This window comes from Ferdinandcohnia sp. FSL W7-1320 (assembly GCF_038050315.1).
Lineage (GTDB): Bacteria > Bacillota > Bacilli > Bacillales > Bacillaceae_L > Ferdinandcohnia > Ferdinandcohnia aciditolerans.
Genome location: NZ_JBBPAM010000001.1, coordinates 2962157 through 2986120, shown reverse-complemented (window position 1 = coordinate 2986120; position 23964 = coordinate 2962157). Strand labels below are relative to the sequence as shown.

Here is a 23964-nt window from a genome sequence, read left to right as displayed (position 1 = left end):
ATAGGTAAAATTTGGCGAAAGCAACCGTATGTAAAAGAAAAAAGTAGCTACAAAAAAGCTACTTTTTGTCTAAAGATTATCTAGGTTGTACACGTCTTGGCCGTTCGAAATAGCATTCATTACAAATAGCAAATGAAAAGCCAATTGGTAAGTTCTTTCCACATCGTTTACATACTCTTTTAGTCGGTTGAATGCCTGATTTCAAGTGTTCGTGTATCTTGTCACTAATTTCTTCCCTCACTCTTTCCCAATAATGAGCTTCAGTCTGTTTCCCTAATTTATAAAGGAATAACAAATGGAGGCCAACCGCTTTATAGGAGAGCTCAAGCTCCTCAAGTCCAGATTCTTTAAGGATCGGGTCTGGCAGTGGAAAACCATCGACAATCGCCTCGAGTGCTTTCTTCCATTGTGCACGCAGTGATGGTTCATTTGACGAAAATGGTAGATGCAAAAAGCCATAAAGGTCAGGTAATGATAACTTTGCTTCAATAATTGTATCCTCAACTAACTCATATAGCATCCGTTCCTCATAAAGACTTGCTTTTTTCGTTCCCTCTGGACTCTTGAATTGATCCCATAGATAGAAAAACATCCTCATTTTTCGAGAATACTTCTGAAAACGTTCAAGAACTGCTGTTGTTGGAGCGATCGCGAAGCCCTGAAGCGGGGGATCTTCTTGTTCTAATAATCGTGTCATTGTTTTGATATCACTAGTAAAAGCGACTTTTCCGATATCATAAATTCCCCGTCTTCCCGCTCGACCTGCTATCTGTTTTACTTCCTGAGAGGTTAGCAGCCTTCTTCTCGTTCCGTCGAATTTATCATTTTCCAAAAATACTATCCGTCTAATCGGCAGATTTAAACCCATACCAATTGCATCTGTAGCCACAATAACCGTTGTCTCCCCATTATTAAAGCGTTGGATTTGCTTTTTTCGAGTTTCCGGTGGCATGCTCCCGTATATCATACTCACACGACGTCCACTTCGTTGTAACTCGGAGGCTGTCTCAAGAACTCTTCTTCTTGAAAAACAAACCAAGGCATCGCCTTGTCGGGTTTGGTTCAAACGGAAAGCTTGCGGTTCTACCTCTAATGGTACATCTCGATGATATTCGTAAACTTCTACAGTTGAATCACCAAGAAGCTGTAGAATCATCCATTTTGCATGAAAGCTGCAAATGATATGTACCTCCTGTGCATTTGCATTTGTTATTGCTTTATACCATGAAAAGCCCCTGTCCTTATCGGAAATCATCTGGGCTTCATCAATTACAACTACATCGTAGAAATCTTTTTCTCTTAGCATTTCAACGGTTGCTGAGAGATGGTTGGCCCCTTCTACAAGCTTTTCTTCTTCTCCTGTCTTTAAATTGCAGGGTACTCCTTCCTCATTCAATGTTTCATAAATTTCGAGTGCTAATAATCGTAATGGAGCTAAATAAACCCCACTATTTGCTTCCTTCATTCGTTGGATAGCCTGGTACGTCTTCCCGGTATTGGTTTCGCCAACATGAAGAACGTACTGAATATTTCGTCCTGGTGATAAGTTATATGCGCGTCCAAATATATCCTCGAGCATTCTTTGTTCTTCTTCTCTTTGTCGTCTTAATTCTTCTTTTTCCTTTTCGGCACGTTCTTTTCTCTCAGTAATGTCTTTTAAAAAGAGTTGTCTATGTGTGTCCAACTCAAATGGAATGTCAATAAGCTTCACAAGATCTGACACATATTCCTCTAATATATCCTCAAATAAATCATCACGAACGTCGAGAAAATACTCGTAGGCCACTTCCTGCAAAAATGCATCAGATAATGGTTCTTGAAAGCTATTTTGGCAATCGACAAATATATGTTCAGGTAAGTGCGATTTTAACCAATTTGGTCCGAAATCCATGAGTTGATGTAAAATAAGATCTTCATATTCCTCAATCAAATTTTCTTGATAAAAATAGCGGTTATGTGCAAGTTCAGTTTCTTTATAAAGATAAGAAGCAAACGTCACATCGTCTGATGATAAAATCATCCCTTTTTGATCAATCTCAATTGCTAAATGACTCCCTAATAAATATCGAATCCTTAGATAAAGTTCTTCGTAATGATCACCAAGTATTTCGTTTAGATAAAAATTTAACTTGAGAATAAATTTTCGCTTGGTTTCTCGATCCATTTGCTTCTTAATTCGAGCTTCGTAATCGTCTCTTGCGGTTTGATACTTTTTTTGCCATTCGTCAGGATGTTTTGCATAGGTCTCTTCTAACCAACCTAATAAATCATAAGGATGCACATTACGTATTTCAGTTCGAAATAATTTATTTAGCAGTTTTTTACCAACATCCTCAACTTCAAATCCATGTTCCACTAAATAGGCTTTCTTTTCAGATATAGAAGCATGAACGGCTGTATTTAACCAAGCGTTGAGCCAAATTTGTTCGATAAACTGCCCTCTTTCTCTGACATACTGTTCAAATGAGGGAATCGTTTCTTTTGGTTCCATATAATGATTAATGTCATCCATAATCATCTGTTTTGCTCTTTCGACTGCTTGATTATAGTATTGACTAAGTTGAATACTCATTGAATTGCTCCTTGTAAAGACGTATTGTTATTAGTTTACATAGGCCTGAAACAATATATGTATAGGATGATATTACCACATCTATACGGTCCGACTATTTGTTAAAATTTGAGGATAAACTGAATTTGGAGGACAACATCATGAAGAAACGATTTATCTTCCTTAGCATTTTGGTGGCTATAATCTTTGTTGGTGGTTTATTAACGGGTGTGTTGTTAACAAATCAAAATCAACATGAAACCAAAATAGGTGATGAAGTACCACAATCTTCAAAAAAACCAAATCAAAAAGAAAAACCAAAACTTGATAAAAATATGTCAAACGTTTTAGTAGGTTATATACAGGATTTTCGTGATCCCAACCAAATTGATTATTCTAAACTAACCCATATTATCTTTTCCTTTGTTCATCCGACAAAGGATGGGCAATTATTGTTTACCGGTGAACATGCTGAAAAAAATCTCAAGAATATGGTTGCCAATGCCCATAAGCATGAAACTAAAGCAATGCTTGCGGTTGGAGGATGGTTCCATATGAATGGCGGAGAATCCTATGATTATTTTTCGGCAGCATTAGCGAACCCAGCTTCACAGCAAAAACTTGTGAATGAACTCATTGAAGTCGTTGAACAAGAAAATCTAGATGGTATAGATATTGATTTTGAACACCCTCGTACAGATGCAGATGCGAAACATTTACATCATTTTATAAAAACATTAGGTAATAAGCTACACGATAAGAATAAAGAGTTATCCATTGCGGTTCACTCAAAAATCCATGGCCAAACCTTAACTGAATTAGCTTACGTGAAATATGAGACAGCCATGTTTCAATATGTAGACTATGTAAATATTATGGCATATGATGGCCAATGGGACGGTGGTTATCATGCTCAGAATTTATCACCCTACCCATTTACAGAAAGCATCGTAGGTTACTGGGCAGATTTATTTGATACTCACAAGCTGCCAAAAGAAAAGCTTGTCCTTGGTGTTCCATTTTATGCGCAGCCAGCTGACCCAAACATCAAACAGGTTTCCTACGAAGCAATCGTGGAAAGTAATCCTGACAATGCCGTAAAGGATTCGGTTAATATGAATGGTACAACGTATTATTATAACGGCCAATCGATGATGACAAGAAAAACAAAGCTTGCGTTAAAACATGGTTTTGGTGGAATGATGATTTGGGAATTAGGCTTAGATTCAAAAGGGTCAAATAACCTAACGAACACACTTTATGAATCAATTGCAGAGACGACTATAGACGATTACTACACGTTAAAAAAATAAAATTGTAATGTTATTTCAATTTCCATCCATCCTAACAGATGGAGGTGAAAAAAATGGCAAATCGCAATCCAGTCGAATTTACCGGGAAGGTATTAGATAAAAGAAATACCTTAACAGGTCCAGATGACGAAGGTAAGAATGGACATCCAAAGCGGCCACAAAATGTAATGATTAAAAAAGATGAATAGTGTTGAAAACAAAAAAGTGATTCTCAATTGAATCACTTTTTTAGGATGATGTGATTTGTCCACCATTAACATGTATCGTTTGACCAGTAACAAAACGGGAATCATCAGTAGCAAGGTACACATAAGCAGGCGCAAGTTCAAATGGCTGTCCTTGGCGGTCCATTGGATTACCAGCGAGTGTGACTTGGTCTGGTGAAAAGCTTGATGGAATTAGTGGCGTCCAGACTCTACCTGGCGCTACAGCATTTACACGTATTCCTTTGGATACCAAATTATTAGCAAGGGCACGAGTAAAGCCGACTATCGCGGCTTTTGTCATGGTGTAATCAAGTAGTTGATCATGACCATAATAAGCCACTACTGATGTTGTATTGATGATGGAACTGCCGGTTTTTAAATGTTTTAATGCGGCTCTTGTTGTATAAAAATAAGAATATACATTAACCTTGAAGGTATCATCAAACTGTTCATCCGAAATATCAAGAAGACTTGACTGCTGGAATTGAATACCGACATGGTTGACCAGAATGTCAAGCTTACCGAAGGCTTGAACGGTCTTTTCTACAATATCAATACATATCTCTTTTTCACGTAGGTCACCGGGTAAAAGCAAACAGCGTTGACCCATCTCTTCTATCATTGATTTTGTACGATTCGCATCCTCATGTTCATCTAAATAAGAAATAGCAACGTCTGCTCCTTCCTTTGCAAAGGCAATTGCGCAAGCGGCTCCAATCCCGCTATCTCCACCTGTGATTAACGTAACTTTTCCTTTTAGCTTGCCACTACCTTTATAGTGGGGATTATCAACAATAGGTTTCGGTACCATTAAGCCTTCGACACCTGGTTGGCGATACTGACGCTGTTCAGGGACTGTAAGGGCTACGTCCTTATATTGGGTGACTTTTCCATAATTCGGATACATAGGATAGCTTTGAGTCTCTCCATCTATTTCTCTAGAGCAAGACATAGGTATACCTCCTAATATAAAATACAGGATGATTTAGTCTATGTAGAACTCAGTTTAGAGTGAATGCATTACTTAGCGTACGGGCTCATTATAGGGACGAATTGAATAAACTAAGTATGGAAACTTAAAAGTCCTGCGGTAATATGTCAAGTACCAAAATCTAAGGAATTGGAAATTGTAAGCCAACCAATACCTAAAAAAGACAATACTTAAGAAACCCAGTAAGATATTAAACCATTTACTGGAAAACATTGAAGGATTTAGGATGTTTTATCCTTTAGTTATTCACCTTCCTTCTTGGCGTGTAGACTTGATCGTTGCGTAGCAGCGCATCGACCAACCGCACAAGTTTTCTTGCCGTTAAGACGAGTGCTCTTTTGTGTTGATGCTTAGGAACCTCACGATATTTTTTCAGGTAGTATGCCCGAAATTCAGGTTCATTTCGTTGAACCGAGTTGGCAGCTTCAACAAGGTAATAACGAAGAAATCTATTTCCTGAACGTATCATTTTGGTTTCCTCAGCTTGGAACTTGCCTGATTGATGCTTGGACCATGTAAGTCCACTATATTTGGCAATGGAAGCTTGGTTATCAAAGCGATCAATTTGTCCAATTTCGGCTAAAATACCAGCGGTATAGACTGGGCCTATTCCTGGAATCGTCTGTAAGGTATTAGGGATACCTTCTAGAAGCTTTTGGATGGCTTTGTCAAGTTCTTTAATCTGTTTAGTTATACTACGGATGGACTCTATTGAAGTCCCTAATAATAGGTCGATAGAATCTTCCACACACTTTGATAATCGGTAGGAAGATCTCGCAGCCTTTTGAATGGATTTCGCCACACACTCGGCGTCAGTAAAGCGATTTTTGCCCTTATCTTGAAGATAATTCGCAAGTTCTTGAAGATCCATTGAGCTAATTTCATCTAAGCTATATTGTTCAAGAAATAGCTCTAACATGGCATTTCCAAAAACCGAACTATCCACTTCAGTCGTAAAGGAACTACACTTATAAAATAAGTGTTGCAGAAAATATTGCTTTTCTCGCGTTAGGTTATGAACGAGATGATATCTCATTCTTGTCAACCTTTGAAGAGCAATAAATTGTTCCTGCATGACCGCCGTTAGTGGAAGACGTCCAAACCGTAAGCGATCTGCAATAATCCAAGCATCGACTTGGTCTGTTTTATCCAGGTCAACATATGACTCTTTAAATTTTTTAATTAGTTTTGGATTAATAGTAAAGACTGTTGTTTTAAATTCTTTAAGAGATTCATCCTCGTGAAAAAACATAGCAGGATGCCAACTATAGACTGAAGTGGCCTCCATCCCGATTTGAATCTCGGAAATTGAGTTACTTTGGGCTATCTTGACAATCAGATCTTTCAGATAAGATGCCCCTGTCAAATTGTTGTCAACAGTGAGAGCAGTTAATGCTTTTCCTTCAAAATTCATGACACAAGCTTTCATATCTTGAGAGCTAACGTCTATTCCAACAAATAATTTCATGGTGGCTAACCTCCTTTCAATCTAGGATCAAGGGAAGGACTCTTCGGGATATCCCCAGTGTACTTGTCGGTCAATCACCCTCGCGTATTAGAACTCACTTTGGTCCATGAGCTGCCTGGAAGCTGCAACTTCCAGCATGGGCTGCCAAAGGGAACAGCCTGCGGGTTAGAAGTTCGAACAAGGACTGGGGAGACAGACTTTTGTAGTAGTCAAAGCTACAGGAGATGATAGAAATCCCCCAAACGATCCTAAGACCATTATCTAGGGACATCACGAAAAGTCCACCCTTTGGAAAACTTTTTCAGATGGTGGGGGGCTAGCCCCCCACTATCTGAACTAACATCTATAGAATTATCAAAGAACAATATTTTAATTGGAAATTACCTCGAAAGAGGACTATAAACTTACTATACGAGGAGTTGGAACTATGAAATATTACTACAGTCCAGAAGTGACATTTTTGCTTATGAACGAATCGAAAGAACGTGTCGAGGTATCATATATAAACCACAGCTTTGATTTGCCACAAATTGGAACAAGACCGCCCTACTATTACAATCCACGTTATGAACATTATTTTCCTTTGATATAAAAAATTTTTATCTAGGGAATATTACTCCATAAGATTGGAGGATTTCCCTGTGATTGAGAACATTGATGAAAAATTACCCTCAAATGAAAACCCGATCCGTGAACGGGTGAGAAAAAGAAATGCAACTGATTTTAGCAGTTCATCGCTAAGACGAATCGCACTCACACAATTAGGTCGTAAACGGTAAAAACGTTAGGGTGTGCCCCTAACGTTTTTTTAGCTTATACCAGAGCAAATTGTAGTAGTTCTTCATACAGTTTTACATATTCCTTTGAAGAGGCTCCCCAACTAAAATCAAGTTTTAATGCTTTTTCAGAAAGCTCTTTCCATTTTTTTGGTTGGAATCGGTAGAACCAAATCGCACGCTCAATTGTATATAGCATGTCATGGGCATTGTAATTAGTAAAACTGAAGCCGTTTCCTTGGTCTGTAAATTCATTGTATGGTTGGACTGTATCTTTAAGCCCACCTGTTTCTCTTACAAGAGGCAATGTCCCATAGCGGAATGCTAGTAACTGACCAATCCCACAAGGCTCAAACTGTGACGGCATTAGGAACAAATCTGAACCAGCATATACTTTTCGTGAAAGTCCTTCGTCAAAAAAGATATTCGAAGAAACCTTCGTTGGATACCGATATGCCATTTCACGGAAAGCATCCTCATAATGGCGCTCACCCGTTCCAAGTAAAACAAATTGCACATTTTGGTTAAGTATTTCTTCAAACACGTGTAAAACAAGGTCAATTCCCTTTTGATCTACAAGGCGTGTAATCATGGAAATCACAGGAACCTGTTCGTTCACTGGAAGCCCAAGTTGCTCCTGTAGTGCTCGTTTATTTTTCATTTTACCTTCATATGAATCATAATAGGTAAATAGTTCACGATCTGAAGCGGGATTATATGCTTTATGGTCAATTCCATTGACAATTCCATGCAATTCAAAATTCCGTTTTCGCAAATATCCATCTAATTGTTCTCCAAAATAAGGAGTCTGGATTTCATTTGCATAGGTAGGGCTAACGGTCGTTATCGAGTCACTGAAAGCTAATCCTGCTTTCAGATAGCTTACATTGCCGTAAAATTCCACTCCATCTATATGAAAATAGCGATCACTTACATCAAGTAATTCACTTAAAACAGATTTTGGGAATACGCCTTGATAGCGTAAATTATGAATCGTAAATACTGTTTTAATCCCCTGATAGTCTGGTTGATTCGAGTAGTGAGCTTTTAATAAAAGTGGAATCGGTCCAGCTTGCCAGTCATGACAATGAATGACATCTGGCTTTTTATCTAGAAAGGGAATAGCTTCAAGTACAGCTCTTGAAAAGAAAGCAAATCGCTCCCCATCATCATAAAAGCCGTAACTCCCATAGCGCTTAAAATAATATTCATTATCTAAAAAGTAATAGCTAATTCCGTTGTGGACTAATTTTTCAATCCCACAATATTGTCTGCGCCAACCTAATGGCACCTCGATGATTCGTTCTAAAACTAGCTGTTCCTTATATTTATCAGCTAAATCTCCATATTTAGGGAGGATAACACTTACATGTACCCCTTCCTGTTGAAGTGCATTCGGTAAAGCCCCTATTACATCCCCTAGTCCGCCTGTTTTAATAAATGGAGCACACTCTGATGCTGCGAATAATACGTTCATGATTTTCCCCCATTAGATAATATCAGCTTTTTTTATCACAGTTGGAGAAAGTTCCCCAACGATTACTTTTTCTGAAGTGATGTTTACTTGTTTATCTGTAATGACATTTTCTAGGTATGTGCCTTCGTCAATGACACTCTTCTGCATGATAATACTATTTTTAACAGTTGCCCCTTTGCGTATTTTGACCCCACGGAAAATAATACTATTCTCGACAGTTCCCTCTATATCACTACCGTTTGCAATTAACGAATTGCTTACATTAGATGTTGTCGAGTATTTGACGGGTGGCTCATGCTTGGTTTTTGTATAGATCTCCCAGTTATCGAAAAAGAATTCCTTTGTCACTTGTGGGTTTAAGAAATCCATATTCGTTTTATAATAGCTCGAAATGGAATGAATAAATGGCATATAACCTTTAAAATGATAGCTGTTTACATTAAGATGTTGTAAATTCGCTTTAACGACATCTCGAATAAAATCATATTCCCCATTTTCATAGCACTTTGTAATAAGTTCAATTAATAATTTCTTTGAAAAAACAAAAGTTTCCGTACACACAGGATCTCCCTGTTTTGGAATTGTATAGAGTTCGAGGTTTGTCACTGTGTCATCAGCATCTAGAATACATTTATGATAGATTGGTTTATCGACAGGTTCTCCATCATAATCCTTATAAACGACAGTAATATCCGCACCACTTTCTCTATGTTTTTTGATAACTTCATTAAAGTTAATTTTATAAACATGATGACCAGGAGATAAAATCACAGTGTCCTCATGGGATCGCTTGAAAAATTCAAGGTGATCATAAAATTGCTGAACATCACCTACTATACTTTTGTCTGGGTGAATTGGAGGTAAAATAAACAATCCCCCATTTCGTCGATCAAGGTCCCATTCCTTCCCGTTACCGAGATGATCCATGATTGAACGATATTTGTCCTTTGTGAATATGCCAACCTTTTTAATTTGAGCGTTAATAAAATTGGACATTGTAAAATCGATTAATCGATATCTTCCACCGAATGGTACTGCTGCAAAACAACGATGTTGTGTTAATTCTTTTAAATATTGTTTATCATTTACTAAATTTATTACGCCAATTACTCGTTCCAATCCCAATCGCTCCTTGTGTGATATTTACTTAATTACGGTTAAGGGTCTTACAGTGTTTTCATCTCCAATTAATGTTATGGCAGCGTCTGGGGCATCAGACCCAATATGCGCTCCATCTGGAATACATAAATCACTTGCGATTATTGCTTTATGAATCGTTACATTCCTACCGATTTGCACATTCGGCATAATCACAGAGTCTTTAATGACTGAATTCTCTCCAACCTGTACATTGTATGAGAGCACCGAGTGGTCAATCGTTCCTTCGACGGTACATCCTTCATTTATCAATGATTGAGATACATCTGCAGTTGCTGATATAAGTTGTGGTGGATGAGTTGCAATCCCGGTAAAAAAAGGCCAGCTTGGATCATGTAAATCAAAGCCTGGAGCATCATCTAACAAGTCCATATGCGCTTCCCAAAGGCTTTCGATGGTCCCAACATCCTTCCAATAGCTATCAAACTGGTAGGCATACAACTGATTATCATCAGCAAGTAATTTTGGGATAATGTCCTTCCCAAAATCATTTGAAGAATGAATATTTCTTTCATCTTCAACTAAATACTGTTTTAATAGTTTCCATTTGAATAAGTAAATTCCCATTGATGCAAGATTGCTCTTTGGATTCGCTGGTTTCTCATCAAATTCAACAATTCTCTTTTCGTCATTCGTATTCATGATTCCAAAGCGACTTGCTTCTGCCCAAGGCACTTCGATAACCGCAATGGTTGCAGCAGCATCTTTTTCAAGATGAAAGCTAAGCATCTTACTATAGTCCATCTTGTAAATATGATCGCCAGATAAAATGAGTACATATTCTGGATCGTATTGCTCGATATAATGGGTATTTTGGTAGACTGCATTGGCAGTTCCTTTGTACCAATCTCCGCCATGTTTTCCAAGATATGGCGGAAGGACTGTTACTCCCCCATTGTTCCGATCTAAATCCCAAGGACGTCCATTACTAACATAATTATTGAGTACATGTGGACGGTATTGGGTAATGACGCCAACTGTATCAATACCTGAATGAGTACAATTACTTAAAGGAAAATCAATAATTCTGTATTTCCCACCAAACGGAACAGCGGGTTTGGCAAGAGTCGTTGTTAATTCCCCCAATCTTGACCCTTGACCACCTGCTAATACAACTGCAATCCACTTCTTTGACCTCATTTTTTGACGACACCTCTTTTTCTCTTTTTTGTCTCTTTTCTGAAGATACTAATTGCTAAAGGTGGAACTTTAATTGTTATGCTGTATGGTTGATTATGAGCTGGCGTCTTATCAACTGATAAAGATTCTGCATTAATCTGACCAGAGCCTCCAAATTCCACTGAATCACTATTAAATAATTCTATATAACTCCCAGTTGATGGGACGCCAATACGATAATTTTCATAGACCTCTGTAGAGAAGTTACAAACGATGATTGAATAATCACCCTTGCGCTTTCCATGTCTCATGAAGGTAATCACAGATTGGTCGTTATTATCCGGGTCAATCCATTCAAACCCTTCTTGTTCATGATCCAGTCTCCAAAGGCTAGAATTCATGCGATAAAAATGCTGAAGCTCTTTAAAATAGGACTGAAGCTTAGTATGAGAATCATAGTTTAGAAGCATCCAATCTAGTTCCTCAAGCTCCTTCCACTCAGAGAATTGACCAAACTCTCCTCCCATAAAAAGAAGTTTCTTTCCAGGGTGGGTCATTAAGTACCCATATAATAAACGTAAATTTGCAAACTTCTGCCAGTAGTCACCTGGCATCTTATCTAAAAGGGATTTTTTCCCGTGAACAACATCGTCATGTGAAAAAGGTAAAACAAAATTTTCCGAAAACGCATAGAAGAAAGAAAAAGTTAATAAATTATGATGATAACGTCTGTCGGAAGGGTGAAGACGCATGTATTTAAGGACGTCATTTACCCAGCCCATATTCCATTTATAATTAAAGCCTAATCCACCCTCAGAAGTTGGTGCAGTTACAAGAGGATAATCGGTTGCTTCCTCTGCAATCATTAGCACGCCTGGATATCGTTTAAAGATGGCTTCATTGGCTTTTTTAATAAATTCAATTGCCTCCAAATTTTCTTCGCCACCAAATTGATTAAATAGCTTTTCTTGTTGCGGGTTGTCGTGGTTAAGGAAAATTAATGAAGATACGGCGTCAATACGAAAGCCATCAATATGGTACATATCCATCCAAAAAGCGAGATTTGATAATAAGAAACTATGAATCTCCATTTTTGTAAAATCAAAGCTATACGTACCCCATAATGGTCGGTCTGCTCTTTTTGAATCGGATGACTCAAAAAGAGGAGTCCCATCAAATTTTCCTAATCCGTGTTCATCACGGCAGAAATGTACAGGAACCCAATCGAGTATGACACCAATGCCTTTTTGATGACATTGATCTACAAAATACATAAAGTCTTCAGGACTACCATGCCTACTTGTTACCGAATAAAACCCTGTTATCTGGTAGCCCCACGATAAGTCAAATGGATGCTCCATAATGGGCATTAATTCAATATGTGTAAACCCATGTTCAACAACATAGTCAATCACATCGTCAGCAAGCTCCCGATATGTATAAAAGCTGCCATCCTCTTTCTTTTTCCAAGAACCTGTATGTAATTCATAAATAAGCATTGGATTATTATACGAATCAGCTTTTTCGCGATTCCTCAACCATTTCTTATCATTCCACTCATACTGGTCAAGTCTTGTTACAACAGATGCGGTGTTTGGTCTTACTTCAGAAGAGAATGCAAAAGGGTCCGCTTTTAGCTTTTTTTCTCCATTAGCAGTGATGATTTCGTACTTATAAATGTCACCTACTCGTAATCCTGGAATAAATCCAATCCATACCCCTGAATTCGGAATCATTTCAAGGGCATGTTCACTGCCCTCCCATTTGTTGAAATCCCCAACAACTGATACGGATTTTGCATGAGGTGCCCATACAGAAAAGCGTACTCCATCTTCTCCTTTATAGGACATGACGTGTGCTCCAAGCATGTTATAGGCTTCTAATAAAGTTCCTTCGTGAAATAAATAAAGATCGAAGTCACTTGGAAAAAGTTCAACCTCTTTTTCAGCGATTGATTTCACCTTGATATCCTCCTTTTGATATATGTATAGAGAACGCGTGTAATACCAAAAACTTATGTCATTTGTATGAAAATAAATAAAAAACAATAAAACCATAGTATAAAACTGAATAAACGCAATTTTGGTATTATTTTTTCACTTTATTATATTAATTCGTTTTAAGGTTGAAATATTCCTTTAGCGAATAATGTTTTTTATTGTCGGATTAGGTAGAATTTGAAGAAAATTATTATTTTCGTGAAGATAAAAATCAACAAGTTGTTGAAACCGTTTACAATAGGTAAGGGTTTTTTGATAAATTTTTACATTTTTAAGTGAAATTTTGATATTGCAAAATAATGTAAAAGCATATCTGATTATCGGGGTTTTTATTTTTCCGAAATAGTGTTAACTTGTAGTTCAAACGGGGTAGACAAATATATCATCATTAAAAAAAGCTGCAAACGCAGCTTTCTAAGAAATCATTTGTTGAGACATATCTTCTATTTTTGTGAGGAAAATATAGGACATCGCAACTGACCATGCTAATGGAGTGTTTCCATTCGGTCTATTCGTTCCTCCTACATAGAGTTCAGGAACCTCCCAATTATCAGGAACAACTCTCTTTGTTTTAGCTATATATTCACTTGCTTTATGAAATTGCCCTAATTCAAGGTAGCAAAGTCCCAACCATGGGAATCCAAAGCACCATTCAGCTTCTTTACCTTCATTATAATACTGATCGTTTTCATATCGAATGACACCATAATTACGCTCTAATTTTGAGGAAACGGTTTCAACAATCTTAATGGCAGTATCACGGTCAACCACACGATATGGGAATACGAGGCTAAGCAACGCTAAATCAGTATCTTTTGTTTCGCTTTCACGAGGTAATAAATTCCGTAGAGCTTCCTCTCCTTTCTTAATCAGATCATCGTTTACGTTTACAAGAATCTTTACGGCATTAAGTCCAGCTACACAGGCACCAATGCTTGAGGCGTGGACTTCCATGTTTTCTTCCCACATGCCATTATCCTTTGCTTGCCAATATTGCAAGCATTCTAGATAATCAACAAGCTTTTGTATGATTTCTATATCCTTTTTATCTCGGATTACTTTTTGTCCTAGACGGTATCCTTCTCCAACACCCCATAGAAAGGCGCCGATTGCATCATTTTGGGCATGCCCCCATTCAACAGGCATTTCTTTTAAGTCGGTTGAATAGCGTGAATGGATATATTCAAATAAATAAATTGGTTTCTTTTTCCGATGGATATCAATTTTCCACTCGTAGCTTTTAAACATATCTAATAAAGCATGATAGGCTTTTGCATATCTTTCAGATGGTTCATTGATAAACGGTAGAACTGTATATACTATGTCTCGAATCCACACATAGCTGTAATCATTCGATAAGCTTGCTGTATAAGCCCCATTTGATAATCGCATACGGTCAAGAACCTGAATTGCTTTATTGGTATACATATCGTATCACCCCATTAGCTTATTTAATATACATTCATTCTTGACATAAATCATATTTATAAAACACATCAAAATCATTTTAGGGTCTTTTTACAAATTAATATTTAATATTAATTTATATTCTATAATATGTAAGCACAACCAAAATGATAACAATTGTCTACTTTTTGTGTGAAACGCCTACATTTTAGTGCATGTCATTCCCGATTTTTCTTGTTTCACAGTAATGTTCCACGAAAATCAAATGTACAATCAGCAAAACATCCACTAACTACTGCTACTTCCTCTCGCAAATGTCGTTGTTAACACTTCCTCCGGCAAGCACAATTCGAGACTGCTAGTAGGTTCATCTTTGACCTTCTGGACGAATCGGCTTGTGACTGGGGCTTGGCGCTTGTGCTGTACAAATAGGAAAAAGACCAAATCTAATTTAGGTGATTTGGTCTTTTCATGATGATCTATTTATTTGTTAAAAATGGTTGCAATAATCTCATCTGTTGTCATGTTACTGTTTATTTCATGTGAGCCAAGCTTGAGGTATTTTGCTACTCCCTTTTTCTCAACAAGATTTGCAAAATCCCACGCATCTCCACTTATGATTTTAGCTGAAATAAGTGCCTTTCCAACCTCATAGCTTGTCATACCTTCGGAAACAGTAATAACTGTTTTGCGAACAACTGGCTCAGCGGGCTTTTCTTTCTTCTCTTCTTTCACTTCTTCTTTGGCTTTATCTTTCGGTTGTTCCTTCGGTTGTTCTTCGACTTTTTCTGTGTTTTTCGCTCCAGCAATAGCATTGTTCCATTCATCTTCTGTATGGACTACATAGCCTTCTGCAGCAAGTTGACTTTTTAGCTCTTCAACAGTTGGTTTTTCCTCTGAGCCTGAACTAGTTGCTTGTTGTGGTCCGTAAAAATATACCACCGCACAAACCGCTGAAGCGAGTAAAAGCCCAGAAGCAAAGCTAGTTAATGTTTTAACGGTCATTTGCTGCTTTTCTCCCTTCTTTTTGTTTTGTAAAAGGAGACAGCATACCTTGTACTTCGATTTCACTTAAATTCTTTTCAGTTGCAATACTTGATACTGAATATCCTCTTTTATATAAATCGAGTACATCACGAAGTAATTCGTGTTGTTCAATATCTGTTGTATCAAGTCCTGCTTGGTTTTTAAGAATTTCATTATCTAATTCGAGATTTCTTATTTGCTGCTGTAGCTTATTAATTTCTTCCATAAAACTAATTGAATATAATTCAAGCTCACGCTGTTCTGCCTTTTTTGCCTTTTTCGTAAGTGCATAAGATAAAATGAGCAACACCGCTGCTACACCGAATAATATGACTAACGCCCACTCCATCATTGGACATCATCCTTTCAAAGCTTTTTGTCTTACAACAGTCAATTATACAACGAAATAAGACAAATTTCGATTAGTTTCGATAAAATCCTTCCATAGTCAGTGGGAATGGAAGATTTTAACGAGGGAAAAGCAAGGTTTCCCTCCTTTGGACCTATGTACAATGAGGATTGGAAATTGCTTGGTTTAAGATATATCCATTAATTACAAACCGCAAAAACAAATAGATGCCCCGATCTATCGAACAAGGCATCTTAATAACGGATTATTCTTTTATAAATTCTTTTGTACTTCTTACGGTATCAATAGGTCGGACATAGCTTTCAATAGCCTCACGCTTTGACTCGAGAAATGGAGGTAATGAAAGCTTCTCTCCGAGTGTTTCATAAGGTTCATCGCCCATAAACCCTGGGCCATCTGTCGCAAACTCAAATAGTATTCCAGGAGCTACTCTAGAATAAAGAGAGCCGAAGAAGAAGCGATCAACAAAGCCTGAAGTCTGGAATCCGAAGGCGCGAAGATGTTTGTCCCATGCTTCAAGTACTGACTTATCTTCTACACGAAAAGCAGCATGATGGACTGTTCCAAAACCTTGTTGTCCTGAGGGTAGAATTGTGTTATTTTCAACGATAACCTGTGCCCCATTTCCACCTTCCCCTACTTCAAATAAGTGGAAAGAGCCCTCTTGAGCAATTTCTTTAAATTGTAATACTTTTTCAAGCATTTCCTTAAAGAAATCAAAATGTGCAGTTCGTACAAATAACGGTCCCAAACCAGTGATTGCAAATTCTAATGGAATAGGTCCTTTTTGCCATGGAGTTCCTGCAGGTACACCTTTATTGTTTTCATCGGAAACTAATTGATAGTATTGGTCATCAAAGTCAACAAAGGATAAGGTTTTCACTCCGAATTGCTCTTTTACACCGAAATGTTTAATATTTAATCGATTAAAACGTTTTTCCCAATATTCAATTGCAGCGTCTGTTGGAACACGGAAAGATGTTTTTGAGATTTCATTTGTGCCGTGGACCCCTTTTGGAATCCCTGGAAAATCGAAAAAGGTCATATCTGTTCCTGGGCTGCCTGTATCATCGGCAAAAAATAAATGATATGTCTGAATATCATCTTGGTTTACTGTTTTTTTGACTAATCTCATACCTAAAACATAAGTGAAGAATTCATAGTTTTTCTCCGCACTACTTGTAATAGCAGTGACGTGGTGTATTCCCTTTATAGTGTTCATACTATATGCCCCCAAAAGTCTGTCTTAATACTAGTTTCTCCAATGCGAAGTAAACTAATATAATGAAAAAATATCTTAAGTTGATATATCTTAAATTCAAGATAATTATATAATGTAATTTAGCATGTGTCAATAAAGCATAGCCAATTTCTTTGTAAGACATAAAAGTCCCCACCATTTTGTGGGGACTTTTGTGTCACATTATTCTCCAATAATAACGCGGAGGACATTAGGGCGGTCTTTAAATGTTTTTGTACCAGCTCCGTAGCCAATCGTTGTTACCTTCATAGAAGGAAAGCTACAGAATTCATCAGTCAGGACGGATACAATTCCTGCTCCTGTAGGAGTTGTAAGTTCAAAACGAATATCGCTTTGTTCAATTGGAACTCCTTTTAGAATTTCAAGTGTAGCTGGCGCAGGGACTGGGTAGATACCATGGTCAATATTGATTTTACCTGTTCCCACTGGTACGGATGATGATTTAATAGTTGACACTTCAAGTTGGTGCAATAAGATTGCTGCCCCCACTATGTCAATAATGGAGTCAACAGCGCCTACTTCATGAAAATGGACTTTGTCCAAAGGAAGTCCATGAATAAGCCCTTCTGCTTCACCGATTTTTCTGAATACTTTAAGTGATGTTTCCTTTACTTCTGGTGCAAGTTCTGATTGTTCTATCATCTTCACAATATCCTTGTAGGAACGATGTGAATGGTGATGATGATCATGGCTATGCCCATGTTCATGATGATGGTCGTGACTGTGATGATGATGATCATGTTCATGGTGATGGTCGTGATTATGCTCGTGTTCGTGATGGTGATCATGGTTGTGACTATGATTATGATCGTGTTCATGATGATGTTCATGACTGTGATGATTGTGATCATGTTCATGGTGATGGTCATATGTATGTTCATGGTCGTGTTGATGACCATGCGTGTGATTACTGTCATCGTTTTTTAAGATGACATCAAATTTTGTTGAAGTAATCCCATTTTTTACGACTTTCTTCCATTCTAATTCGTATTCATCTTCAAATTGAAGTTTCTTTAATTCCTGAACTAGTATTTGTGGGTCTGCTCCTGCATCGAGTAATGCACCAATAACCATATCCCCACTAATCCCAGAAAAACAGTCAAAATATAGTGTTTTCATCTACTTTAAGTTCTCCTTCTGAGCAAGTTGGTCTATTAATACTGCACTGTAGGCTCCGCCGAAACCGTTGTCGATGTTTACAACACTTATTCCTGATGCACAGGAATTAAGCATCGTTAGCAAAGCTGACAGCCCTTGAAAATTAGCTCCATATCCAATGCTTGTTGGGACAGCAATAATTGGATGGGATACCAGCCCTCCAACTACACTAGGCAATGCACCTTCCATTCCAGCGACAACAACGGAAACATTTGCGTTTCTAATTTCATCAATGTTATCGAATAATCTATGGATCCCTGCTACCCCCACATCGTAAAAACGTCGAACAGTACTACCTAATACTTCAGCGGTAATAGCAGCCTCTTCAGCAACTCTTAAATCAGATGTTCCAGCACAAACAATAGCAACATAGCCATTTCTTTTTTTGTTATCCTGCGTAGTGTCGGTCCAGTATAGAATTTGAGCTGTTTCATTGTAAACAAACTCAGGATTCGATTGTAAAATAAAGTTTGCCTTGTCCTGTGAAATTCTTGTAACAAGGACATTGTCTCCACGTCCCTTAATCACATTGACTATGGTTTGAATTTGTTCCTTTGTCTTGCCTTCACCAAAAACAATTTCAGGGAAACCCTGCCTGTTCTTTCTGTGGTGATCGATTTTTGCAAAACCTAAATTCTCATATGTTGCAAGTTGCTGTTTCGCATCATCAATACTTAAAGTTCCCTGTTTCACTTGCTTTAAAATTTCTTCTACCATGTTGTTTCACACACCTTAATCGATTTGAAGATCGATTCTAGAATCTATGTATAGCCTAAAGCGCCAGTAACAATCTGACGCTTTCAATTAAAAATGTTTAATAATATCTTTTTCAATTGCTTCATATTTTGCGTATATATTTTTGTATTTTTCATGGTTTTCCATATTTGGAACGACAGGATCACCCATTGGAATATTGTTTTTGATATCTTCGAATGAGTTAGCTTTGCCAATTCCAACTAATGCAGTCCAAGCTGCACCCCATGCAGCACTATGATGGCTTTCAGGAACATAAACCTCTTTACCAAATACATCAGCTAGCATTTGAAGCCATAAAGAAGAACGTGCCATTCCGCCGTTTACGTATAGTTTTTCAGTCTCTCCAGCTTGTTTTTCTAATGCTTGGCCGATTTGATAGAGATTAAATGTGATTCCTTCTAGGACCGCACGTACAAAGTGTTCAGTTTTATGCGTAACAGACATTCCGAAGAAATTTCCACGTGCTTGCTGGTTCCATAAAGGAGCACGTTCCCCATTTATATAAGGATGGAAAAACAAACCATCCGCACCAGGTGCTACCTTTGCAGCCTCTGCTGTAAAATGGTCAAAGCTTTCCTGATAATTAAGAAGTTCTTTTAACCATTGAAGAGCGATACCACCATTGTTTGTAGGGCCACCAACAATAAAATATTCTTCAGAAAAAGCATAACAGAAGGTTTCATGCTTTGTATTGGATTGGAAACCTTTTGTAAATTGACGAATGGCTCCACTTGTACCAACAGTTACCGCAACTTCACCTGGAGAAATAGCACCAATTCCTAAATTTGCAAACTGACCATCAGCTGCTCCGATGATAAATGGCATCTCGCTTGAAATTCCCATTTCATCAGCAATTGCTAGGTTCATTTCGGTTAATCGATAGGTTGGTGGTACGATTTTTGAAAGCATGTTCTCTGTAATACCGGCTTTATTAAGAACCTCTTCATCCCATTGGAAAGTGTTACCGTTAAACATTCCGGTTGCAGATGCCATTGCATAATCAATAACACGTTGATTAAACCATTTTAGGAGCAAATATTCTTTAATGGATAGGAAATAGCTTGCTTGATTATATGGAATATAATCATTTTCCCTCATCCATATGAGCTTTGCTAAAGGTGACATCGGATGGATCGGCATGCCAGTTTTTGAAAAAATTTCCAGTCCGTCTGATTCCATAAGTTCATTTGCTTGTTTTGTACTTCTACCGTCTGCCCAAATCAATGCTTGAGAAAGAGCCTCTCCATTATCTCCCATACAAATGAGGGAATGCATTGCGGCTGAAATACCTAAGCTAATAATTTCATCTTTGTTAACATTCGCTTGCTGAATAGCCATATTAATTGCCTTTACAGCAGAGCGCTCAATTTCATCAGGGTCTTGCTCAACCCATCCATGCTTCGGATAGTAAGAGGTAACTAGATCCTCTGCTTCTGCAACTACCCTACCATCTAAGGTAAAGATTACTGCTTTTGCACTGGTTGTCCCAAGATCGAGACCAATAACGTACTCATGTGACATCCCTACATCTTCCTTCGTTCAATCGTATTTTCGTTAGTTTGCGACTTAATGTTACCATATTATTCTTTCAAAAGAAAAAGCTTTGGAAAGATTCCCAAAGCCTTTTCTTCTTATGATTCGTGTTCAAAAAGGAGGATGAAAAGGACCGAGAATTTCAAGGCGGCGCAGTTTTGAGTAGCGGAACGTATGTACTTTATACGTGAGCACTAGGAAGACTTCTTCCTGAATCCGCTCCGCACGCCGGAAAAGTGATTTTCTTTTCCAAGGAACGGAAAAACAAGCCAACGAAGAAATTCGAAGTGTCATTTTTACCGGACTTTTTGAACATCCTCTCTTAAGAAAGTACTTTATTCATACTTCCACTCTTATACCCTACTAAATCAAGTGTTATATATTTATAGCCAATTGCATTTAGCTCTTTAGTAATGGCTTCATGTTTTTCTAAGACAATATTCATGTCGGTAGGTTCAACCTCAATCCTTGCAATATCTTGATGCGTACGAACACGAACTTGGCGGATTTCAAGAGTTTTAAGGAATTCCTCTGCTCTTTCGACCTTTGTAAGTTTTTCAATCGTTATTTTCTCACCGTAAGCAATTCGTGAAGATAGACATGCGAAGGATGGTTTATTCCAAGTAGGTAAATCAAATTCACGGGATAATTCCCTAATTTCGTCTTTAAAAAGATTTGCCTCTTGTAATGGACCACGAATGCCTTTTTCCTTAGCTGCCTTCATTCCAGGTCGAAACTCATTTAAATCATCTGCAATGACTCCATACACGACATTGTGAAAGCCTTCACGTTCCATAACAGGAATGAGATGATCAAATAGACTGCTCTTACAGAAATAACAACGATTTCGGTCATTTTCTGTGTAGCCTGGAATGGCAAGCTCTGATGTTTCAATCACACGATGGTTGGCACCAATATGTTTTGCTAGAACTTGAGCCTCCTTAAGCTCAGTTGAGGGATATGTTTCTGAATCGGCAGTTACCGCCAACACATTTTCTTTTCCAAGTGTGTCGACAGCAGCCTTAAGTAAAAAGGTACTGTCAACACCACCGGAAAATGCAACGACAACAGATTCCATCTCTCGGAGAATTGACACAAGCTTTTGATACTTTTCATCTATCATTGTCTTCTCCCCCTTCTCTCCCGGTTGTAAATTAAATATCCACTATATATATATCGTTTCATGACGCATAAAAGAAGTTTGAATTAGATGGTCATGCTTCCAAACCCGCCATCAACGCGAAGGAAAGTACCAGTTACAAAGCTTGAAGCATTCTCTGAAGCTAAGAAGACAGCAGCCCCTTTTAGCTCATCTGGGTTACCGAAACGATTCATTGGTGTATGACCCATGATTGATGCAACACGCTCTTCACTTAAGATTTTACGATTTTGTTCAGCTGGGAAGAATCCAGGAATAATTGCATTTACACGAATGCCGTGTGGTGCGAATTCTCTAGCTAAGAACTGAGTCATGCTGTTAACACCAGCTTTTGAAACCGAATAAGTAAATACTTTAGATAGAGGTGTTGTAGAAGAAACGGAAGAAATATTAATAATACTTCCTTTGCGCTCTTGTTCAATCATTCTCTTTGCGAAAATTTGAGTCGCAACCACATAACCTTTTAGATTAACGTCCATGATTTTGTCATACTCGTCCATTTCAAGTTCAAAGAATGGAGTAGGACTATTCATACCTGGTGCATTTAAGAGGATATCAATTCCACCTGACCAAGCTACAATTTCATTTGCGGCATTTTCAAGTGATTCACGTGAAAGAACGTCTGCAGAGAAAGCTTTAGCAACGCCACCTTCAGCTTCAATTTCTTTTACAACTGCTTCTGCTTTTTCAAGATTACGTCCTACGATTGCAACTTTCGCGCCATGTTCAGCAAATCCTTTACAAATAGAAGAACCTAGGACACTATTTCCACCAATAGCTACAGCTGTTTTTCCAGTTAAGTCAAATAATTTAGTCATGTCTATTCCCCTTTTTCTTATGTGATTAATCCAAAATCTGTTCTTGGGGGATGAACCCCCACATAACAAAAATTACTTTAGGTTTCCGTTTTCGTCAAAATCGAAATCGTAAAGATCTGAAGCCTGTTCCATGTTAGGATGTTGTTTAATGTAATCGAGTAAGGCTTCTGATACTTCAATTTCGCTAACATGTAAAGTATCTTTAATACGAACCATTTTAACTGTTGTAAAATCTAAGATATTACATGTTTTGATTGCTGCTTGGATTGCTTCTTTATCGTTTGGTAATGTTGTTGCAATTTTCGTTGGTGCCACAACCGTTGAAGTAAGTCCATTTGCATAAGTGAAATCGCGGTCCATTTTATCCACAAGACGTTGTGTCGTGAAGTCGGCAGTTCCAACACCGTTTGCATTACCTTCAGTTTCTGGAGTGAGATCAAGAACAACCATTTTGTTCACTTCAGGACCGCCGTGTGCATAAGGAGTAGGATAGCGACCCGTAATATTAGGATCCATTCCGTCACCGCTTATATTTTTACCAATTTGATCAATGACAAGGACATCGATTTGATCGAAGAATAGTTTAGGAAGTAATTTTTTTGCTTGTGCTTGAAGTTCAGGTTCCTTCTCGACAATTTCATCTGGGAGCATAATATCAAGTACAGCGACTTTGTCGAATGCATTTTCGACTGTTGCCACACCAAAAAGAATAGGTGTTTTTTCCATGATCATCTGCGCCATTGCTGGAACATTTTCTGCCATGTATTTAAAACCTAATTGATGGCAAGCTTCTGCTCCTTTTTGTTTTCCAAGGCCAATACTGATCATCTTTTGAATACCACTTTCTACAGAACCACGGAAGGCTGTATGTGGTTTAACGCGGTTAATAACTACAATACCGTCAGCTTCTGAGGCATATTTATCAATATAAACAGGTAATCCGTTTGCTAATTCACCCAACTTTACAACTTCCATTGAAGAGCGAATTTCACAACCAACACTTTCTTCAGTTACACCAAGATGTTTAAGGACTTCACGTTGTCCCTCCCCTGTTGCACCGCCATGGCTTCCCATACTAGGTACAATGAAAGGAGTTCCACCTTGTTCTTTAATGAATTCAACCGTTGTTTTCGTGAGGTCAACTAATCGATCAATTCCACGGCTTCCCACTGCAATTGCAATTTCCATGCCTGGTTTAATTGTTTGTTTTACTTCTTCACGTTGAAGTTTATTTGTTAATTCTTCTACTAAATTTTCGATCTTTGAATCATCGAAAATTTGTTTCACTTTGAGCATTTTTGGAACAGGAATATCCCGTAATAACTCTTGGAGAATACCCATGATAAAACTCCTCCTTTTATAGCGTTTCATCTATAGAATTAGTTTACGCGTTTTCACAAAACTGTGTCTCTGTTTA

At 37.9% G+C, this 23964-nt stretch carries 21 protein-coding genes; 4 read left to right on the top strand and 17 right to left on the bottom strand.

From position 1 onward, the window contains the following. Nucleotides 1-76: 76 nt before the first annotated feature. On the bottom strand, nucleotides 77-2572 hold the full coding sequence (locus NST91_RS14840; RefSeq protein WP_341331772.1) for a DEAD/DEAH box helicase: 2496 nt from the start codon (nucleotides 2570-2572) through the stop codon (nucleotides 77-79). A gap of 140 nt (nucleotides 2573-2712) precedes the next feature. Between NST91_RS14840 and NST91_RS14835 the strand changes: the two genes are divergently transcribed. Then, entirely contained in the window at nucleotides 2713-3864 is a 1152-nt protein-coding gene (locus NST91_RS14835) for a glycosyl hydrolase family 18 protein (protein WP_341331771.1), read from the top strand. Between the two features lie 53 nt (nucleotides 3865-3917). Then, nucleotides 3918-4052: a hypothetical protein gene (locus NST91_RS14830; RefSeq protein ID WP_281254541.1), complete on the top strand. Its 135-nt coding sequence runs from the start codon at nucleotides 3918-3920 to the stop codon at nucleotides 4050-4052. Between the two features lie 40 nt (nucleotides 4053-4092). Here the strand turns inward: NST91_RS14830 and NST91_RS14825 are convergent, their stop codons facing one another. Next, the gene (locus tag NST91_RS14825; protein WP_121448557.1) at nucleotides 4093-5022 is read right to left on the bottom strand and encodes an SDR family oxidoreductase; all 930 of its coding nucleotides are present in this window, start codon (nucleotides 5020-5022) and stop codon (nucleotides 4093-4095) included. 277 nt (nucleotides 5023-5299) lie between these two features. Then, nucleotides 5300-6529, bottom strand: coding sequence for an IS110 family RNA-guided transposase (locus NST91_RS14820; protein WP_341330810.1), 1230 nt, complete (start codon nucleotides 6527-6529; stop codon nucleotides 5300-5302). Between the two features lie 427 nt (nucleotides 6530-6956). Between NST91_RS14820 and NST91_RS14815 the strand changes: the two genes are divergently transcribed. Together NST91_RS14815 and NST91_RS14810 are read left to right on the top strand one after the other, a co-directional pair. After that, nucleotides 6957-7121, top strand: coding sequence for a hypothetical protein (locus tag NST91_RS14815; protein WP_165918252.1), 165 nt, complete (start codon nucleotides 6957-6959; stop codon nucleotides 7119-7121). A gap of 49 nt (nucleotides 7122-7170) precedes the next feature. Next, complete coding sequence (locus tag NST91_RS14810) at nucleotides 7171-7308, top strand: hypothetical protein (protein ID WP_341331770.1); 138 nt, start codon at nucleotides 7171-7173, stop codon at nucleotides 7306-7308. Nucleotides 7309-7342: 34 nt separating this feature from the next. On the opposite strand, the gene glgA is transcribed toward NST91_RS14810, so the two are convergent. From glgA to NST91_RS14740, 14 genes are all read right to left on the bottom strand, one after another. Continuing rightward, complete coding sequence (glgA, locus tag NST91_RS14805) at nucleotides 7343-8782, bottom strand: glycogen synthase GlgA (protein ID WP_341331769.1); 1440 nt, start codon at nucleotides 8780-8782, stop codon at nucleotides 7343-7345. Nucleotides 8783-8794: 12 nt separating this feature from the next. Beyond that, nucleotides 8795-9901 (bottom strand): glucose-1-phosphate adenylyltransferase subunit GlgD, encoded by a 1107-nt coding sequence (glgD, locus tag NST91_RS14800; RefSeq protein ID WP_341331768.1) that lies wholly within the window; start codon nucleotides 9899-9901, stop codon nucleotides 8795-8797. Nucleotides 9902-9925: 24 nt separating this feature from the next. Beyond that, a complete protein-coding gene (locus tag NST91_RS14795; protein ID WP_341331767.1) occupies nucleotides 9926-11080 on the bottom strand; it encodes a glucose-1-phosphate adenylyltransferase in 1155 nt (384 codons plus the stop codon). Further along, nucleotides 11077-13020: a 1,4-alpha-glucan branching protein GlgB gene (gene glgB / locus NST91_RS14790; RefSeq protein WP_341331766.1), complete on the bottom strand. Its 1944-nt coding sequence runs from the start codon at nucleotides 13018-13020 to the stop codon at nucleotides 11077-11079. Before glgB ends, NST91_RS14795 begins: the two co-directional genes overlap by 4 nt. 453 nt (nucleotides 13021-13473) lie before the next feature. After that, nucleotides 13474-14487: a glycoside hydrolase family 15 protein gene (locus tag NST91_RS14785; protein ID WP_341331765.1), complete on the bottom strand. Its 1014-nt coding sequence runs from the start codon at nucleotides 14485-14487 to the stop codon at nucleotides 13474-13476. A gap of 462 nt (nucleotides 14488-14949) precedes the next feature. Beyond that, on the bottom strand, nucleotides 14950-15471 hold the full coding sequence (locus NST91_RS14780; protein WP_341331764.1) for a hypothetical protein: 522 nt from the start codon (nucleotides 15469-15471) through the stop codon (nucleotides 14950-14952). After that, complete coding sequence (locus tag NST91_RS14775) at nucleotides 15461-15844, bottom strand: hypothetical protein (RefSeq protein WP_341331763.1); 384 nt, start codon at nucleotides 15842-15844, stop codon at nucleotides 15461-15463. Before NST91_RS14775 ends, NST91_RS14780 begins: the two co-directional genes overlap by 11 nt. 262 nt (nucleotides 15845-16106) lie before the next feature. Beyond that, nucleotides 16107-17084 (bottom strand): ring-cleaving dioxygenase, encoded by a 978-nt coding sequence (locus NST91_RS14770; protein WP_341331762.1) that lies wholly within the window; start codon nucleotides 17082-17084, stop codon nucleotides 16107-16109. A gap of 201 nt (nucleotides 17085-17285) precedes the next feature. Continuing rightward, complete coding sequence (gene larC / locus NST91_RS14765; protein ID WP_341331761.1) at nucleotides 17286-18242, bottom strand: nickel pincer cofactor biosynthesis protein LarC; 957 nt, start codon at nucleotides 18240-18242, stop codon at nucleotides 17286-17288. Next, nucleotides 18243-18998 carry a nickel pincer cofactor biosynthesis protein LarB gene (larB, locus tag NST91_RS14760; RefSeq protein WP_341331760.1) on the bottom strand — a complete coding sequence of 252 codons (756 nt, stop codon included), beginning with the start codon at nucleotides 18996-18998 and terminating at the stop codon, nucleotides 18243-18245. 87 nt (nucleotides 18999-19085) lie between these two features. Continuing rightward, a complete protein-coding gene (locus NST91_RS14755) occupies nucleotides 19086-20558 on the bottom strand; it encodes a gluconokinase (protein ID WP_341331759.1) in 1473 nt (490 codons plus the stop codon). Between the two features lie 334 nt (nucleotides 20559-20892). Continuing rightward, on the bottom strand, nucleotides 20893-21693 hold the full coding sequence (gene larE / locus NST91_RS14750) for an ATP-dependent sacrificial sulfur transferase LarE (RefSeq protein ID WP_341331758.1): 801 nt from the start codon (nucleotides 21691-21693) through the stop codon (nucleotides 20893-20895). An 83-nt stretch (nucleotides 21694-21776) separates the two neighbouring features. After that, nucleotides 21777-22547, bottom strand: coding sequence for an SDR family oxidoreductase (locus NST91_RS14745; RefSeq protein WP_121448570.1), 771 nt, complete (start codon nucleotides 22545-22547; stop codon nucleotides 21777-21779). A gap of 72 nt (nucleotides 22548-22619) precedes the next feature. Further along, entirely contained in the window at nucleotides 22620-23888 is a 1269-nt protein-coding gene (locus NST91_RS14740; protein WP_341331757.1) for a nickel pincer cofactor-dependent isomerase, group 22, read from the bottom strand. Between the last annotated feature and the right edge of the window lie 76 nt (nucleotides 23889-23964).

Bases quoted from the DNA above. Each gene is read 5' to 3' on its own strand.
- NST91_RS14835 (WP_341331771.1), top strand. From the start codon at position 2,713: ATGAAGAAACGATTTATCTTCCTTAGCATTTTGGTGGCTATAATCTTT.
- glgA (WP_341331769.1), bottom strand. From the start codon at position 8,782: ATGAACGTATTATTCGCAGCATCAGAGTGTGCTCCATTTATTAAAACA.
- NST91_RS14740 (WP_341331757.1), bottom strand. From the start codon at position 23,888: ATGGGTATTCTCCAAGAGTTATTACGGGATATTCCTGTTCCAAAAATG.
- NST91_RS14785 (WP_341331765.1), bottom strand. From the start codon at position 14,487: ATGTATACCAATAAAGCAATTCAGGTTCTTGACCGTATGCGATTATCA.
- NST91_RS14795 (WP_341331767.1), bottom strand. From the start codon at position 11,080: ATGAGGTCAAAGAAGTGGATTGCAGTTGTATTAGCAGGTGGTCAAGGG.
- NST91_RS14820 (WP_341330810.1), bottom strand. From the start codon at position 6,529: ATGAAATTATTTGTTGGAATAGACGTTAGCTCTCAAGATATGAAAGCT.
- NST91_RS14840 (WP_341331772.1), bottom strand. From the start codon at position 2,572: ATGAGTATTCAACTTAGTCAATACTATAATCAAGCAGTCGAAAGAGCA.
- NST91_RS14830 (WP_281254541.1), top strand. From the start codon at position 3,918: ATGGCAAATCGCAATCCAGTCGAATTTACCGGGAAGGTATTAGATAAA.
- NST91_RS14825 (WP_121448557.1), bottom strand. From the start codon at position 5,022: ATGTCTTGCTCTAGAGAAATAGATGGAGAGACTCAAAGCTATCCTATG.
- larC (WP_341331761.1), bottom strand. From the start codon at position 18,242: ATGAAAACACTATATTTTGACTGTTTTTCTGGGATTAGTGGGGATATG.
- larB (WP_341331760.1), bottom strand. From the start codon at position 18,998: ATGGTAGAAGAAATTTTAAAGCAAGTGAAACAGGGAACTTTAAGTATT.
- NST91_RS14780 (WP_341331764.1), bottom strand. From the start codon at position 15,471: ATGACCGTTAAAACATTAACTAGCTTTGCTTCTGGGCTTTTACTCGCT.
- NST91_RS14775 (WP_341331763.1), bottom strand. From the start codon at position 15,844: ATGATGGAGTGGGCGTTAGTCATATTATTCGGTGTAGCAGCGGTGTTG.
- NST91_RS14745 (WP_121448570.1), bottom strand. From the start codon at position 22,547: ATGACTAAATTATTTGACTTAACTGGAAAAACAGCTGTAGCTATTGGT.
- NST91_RS14755 (WP_341331759.1), bottom strand. From the start codon at position 20,558: ATGTCACATGAGTACGTTATTGGTCTCGATCTTGGGACAACCAGTGCA.
- NST91_RS14770 (WP_341331762.1), bottom strand. From the start codon at position 17,084: ATGAACACTATAAAGGGAATACACCACGTCACTGCTATTACAAGTAGT.
- larE (WP_341331758.1), bottom strand. From the start codon at position 21,693: ATGATAGATGAAAAGTATCAAAAGCTTGTGTCAATTCTCCGAGAGATG.
- NST91_RS14815 (WP_165918252.1), top strand. From the start codon at position 6,957: ATGAAATATTACTACAGTCCAGAAGTGACATTTTTGCTTATGAACGAA.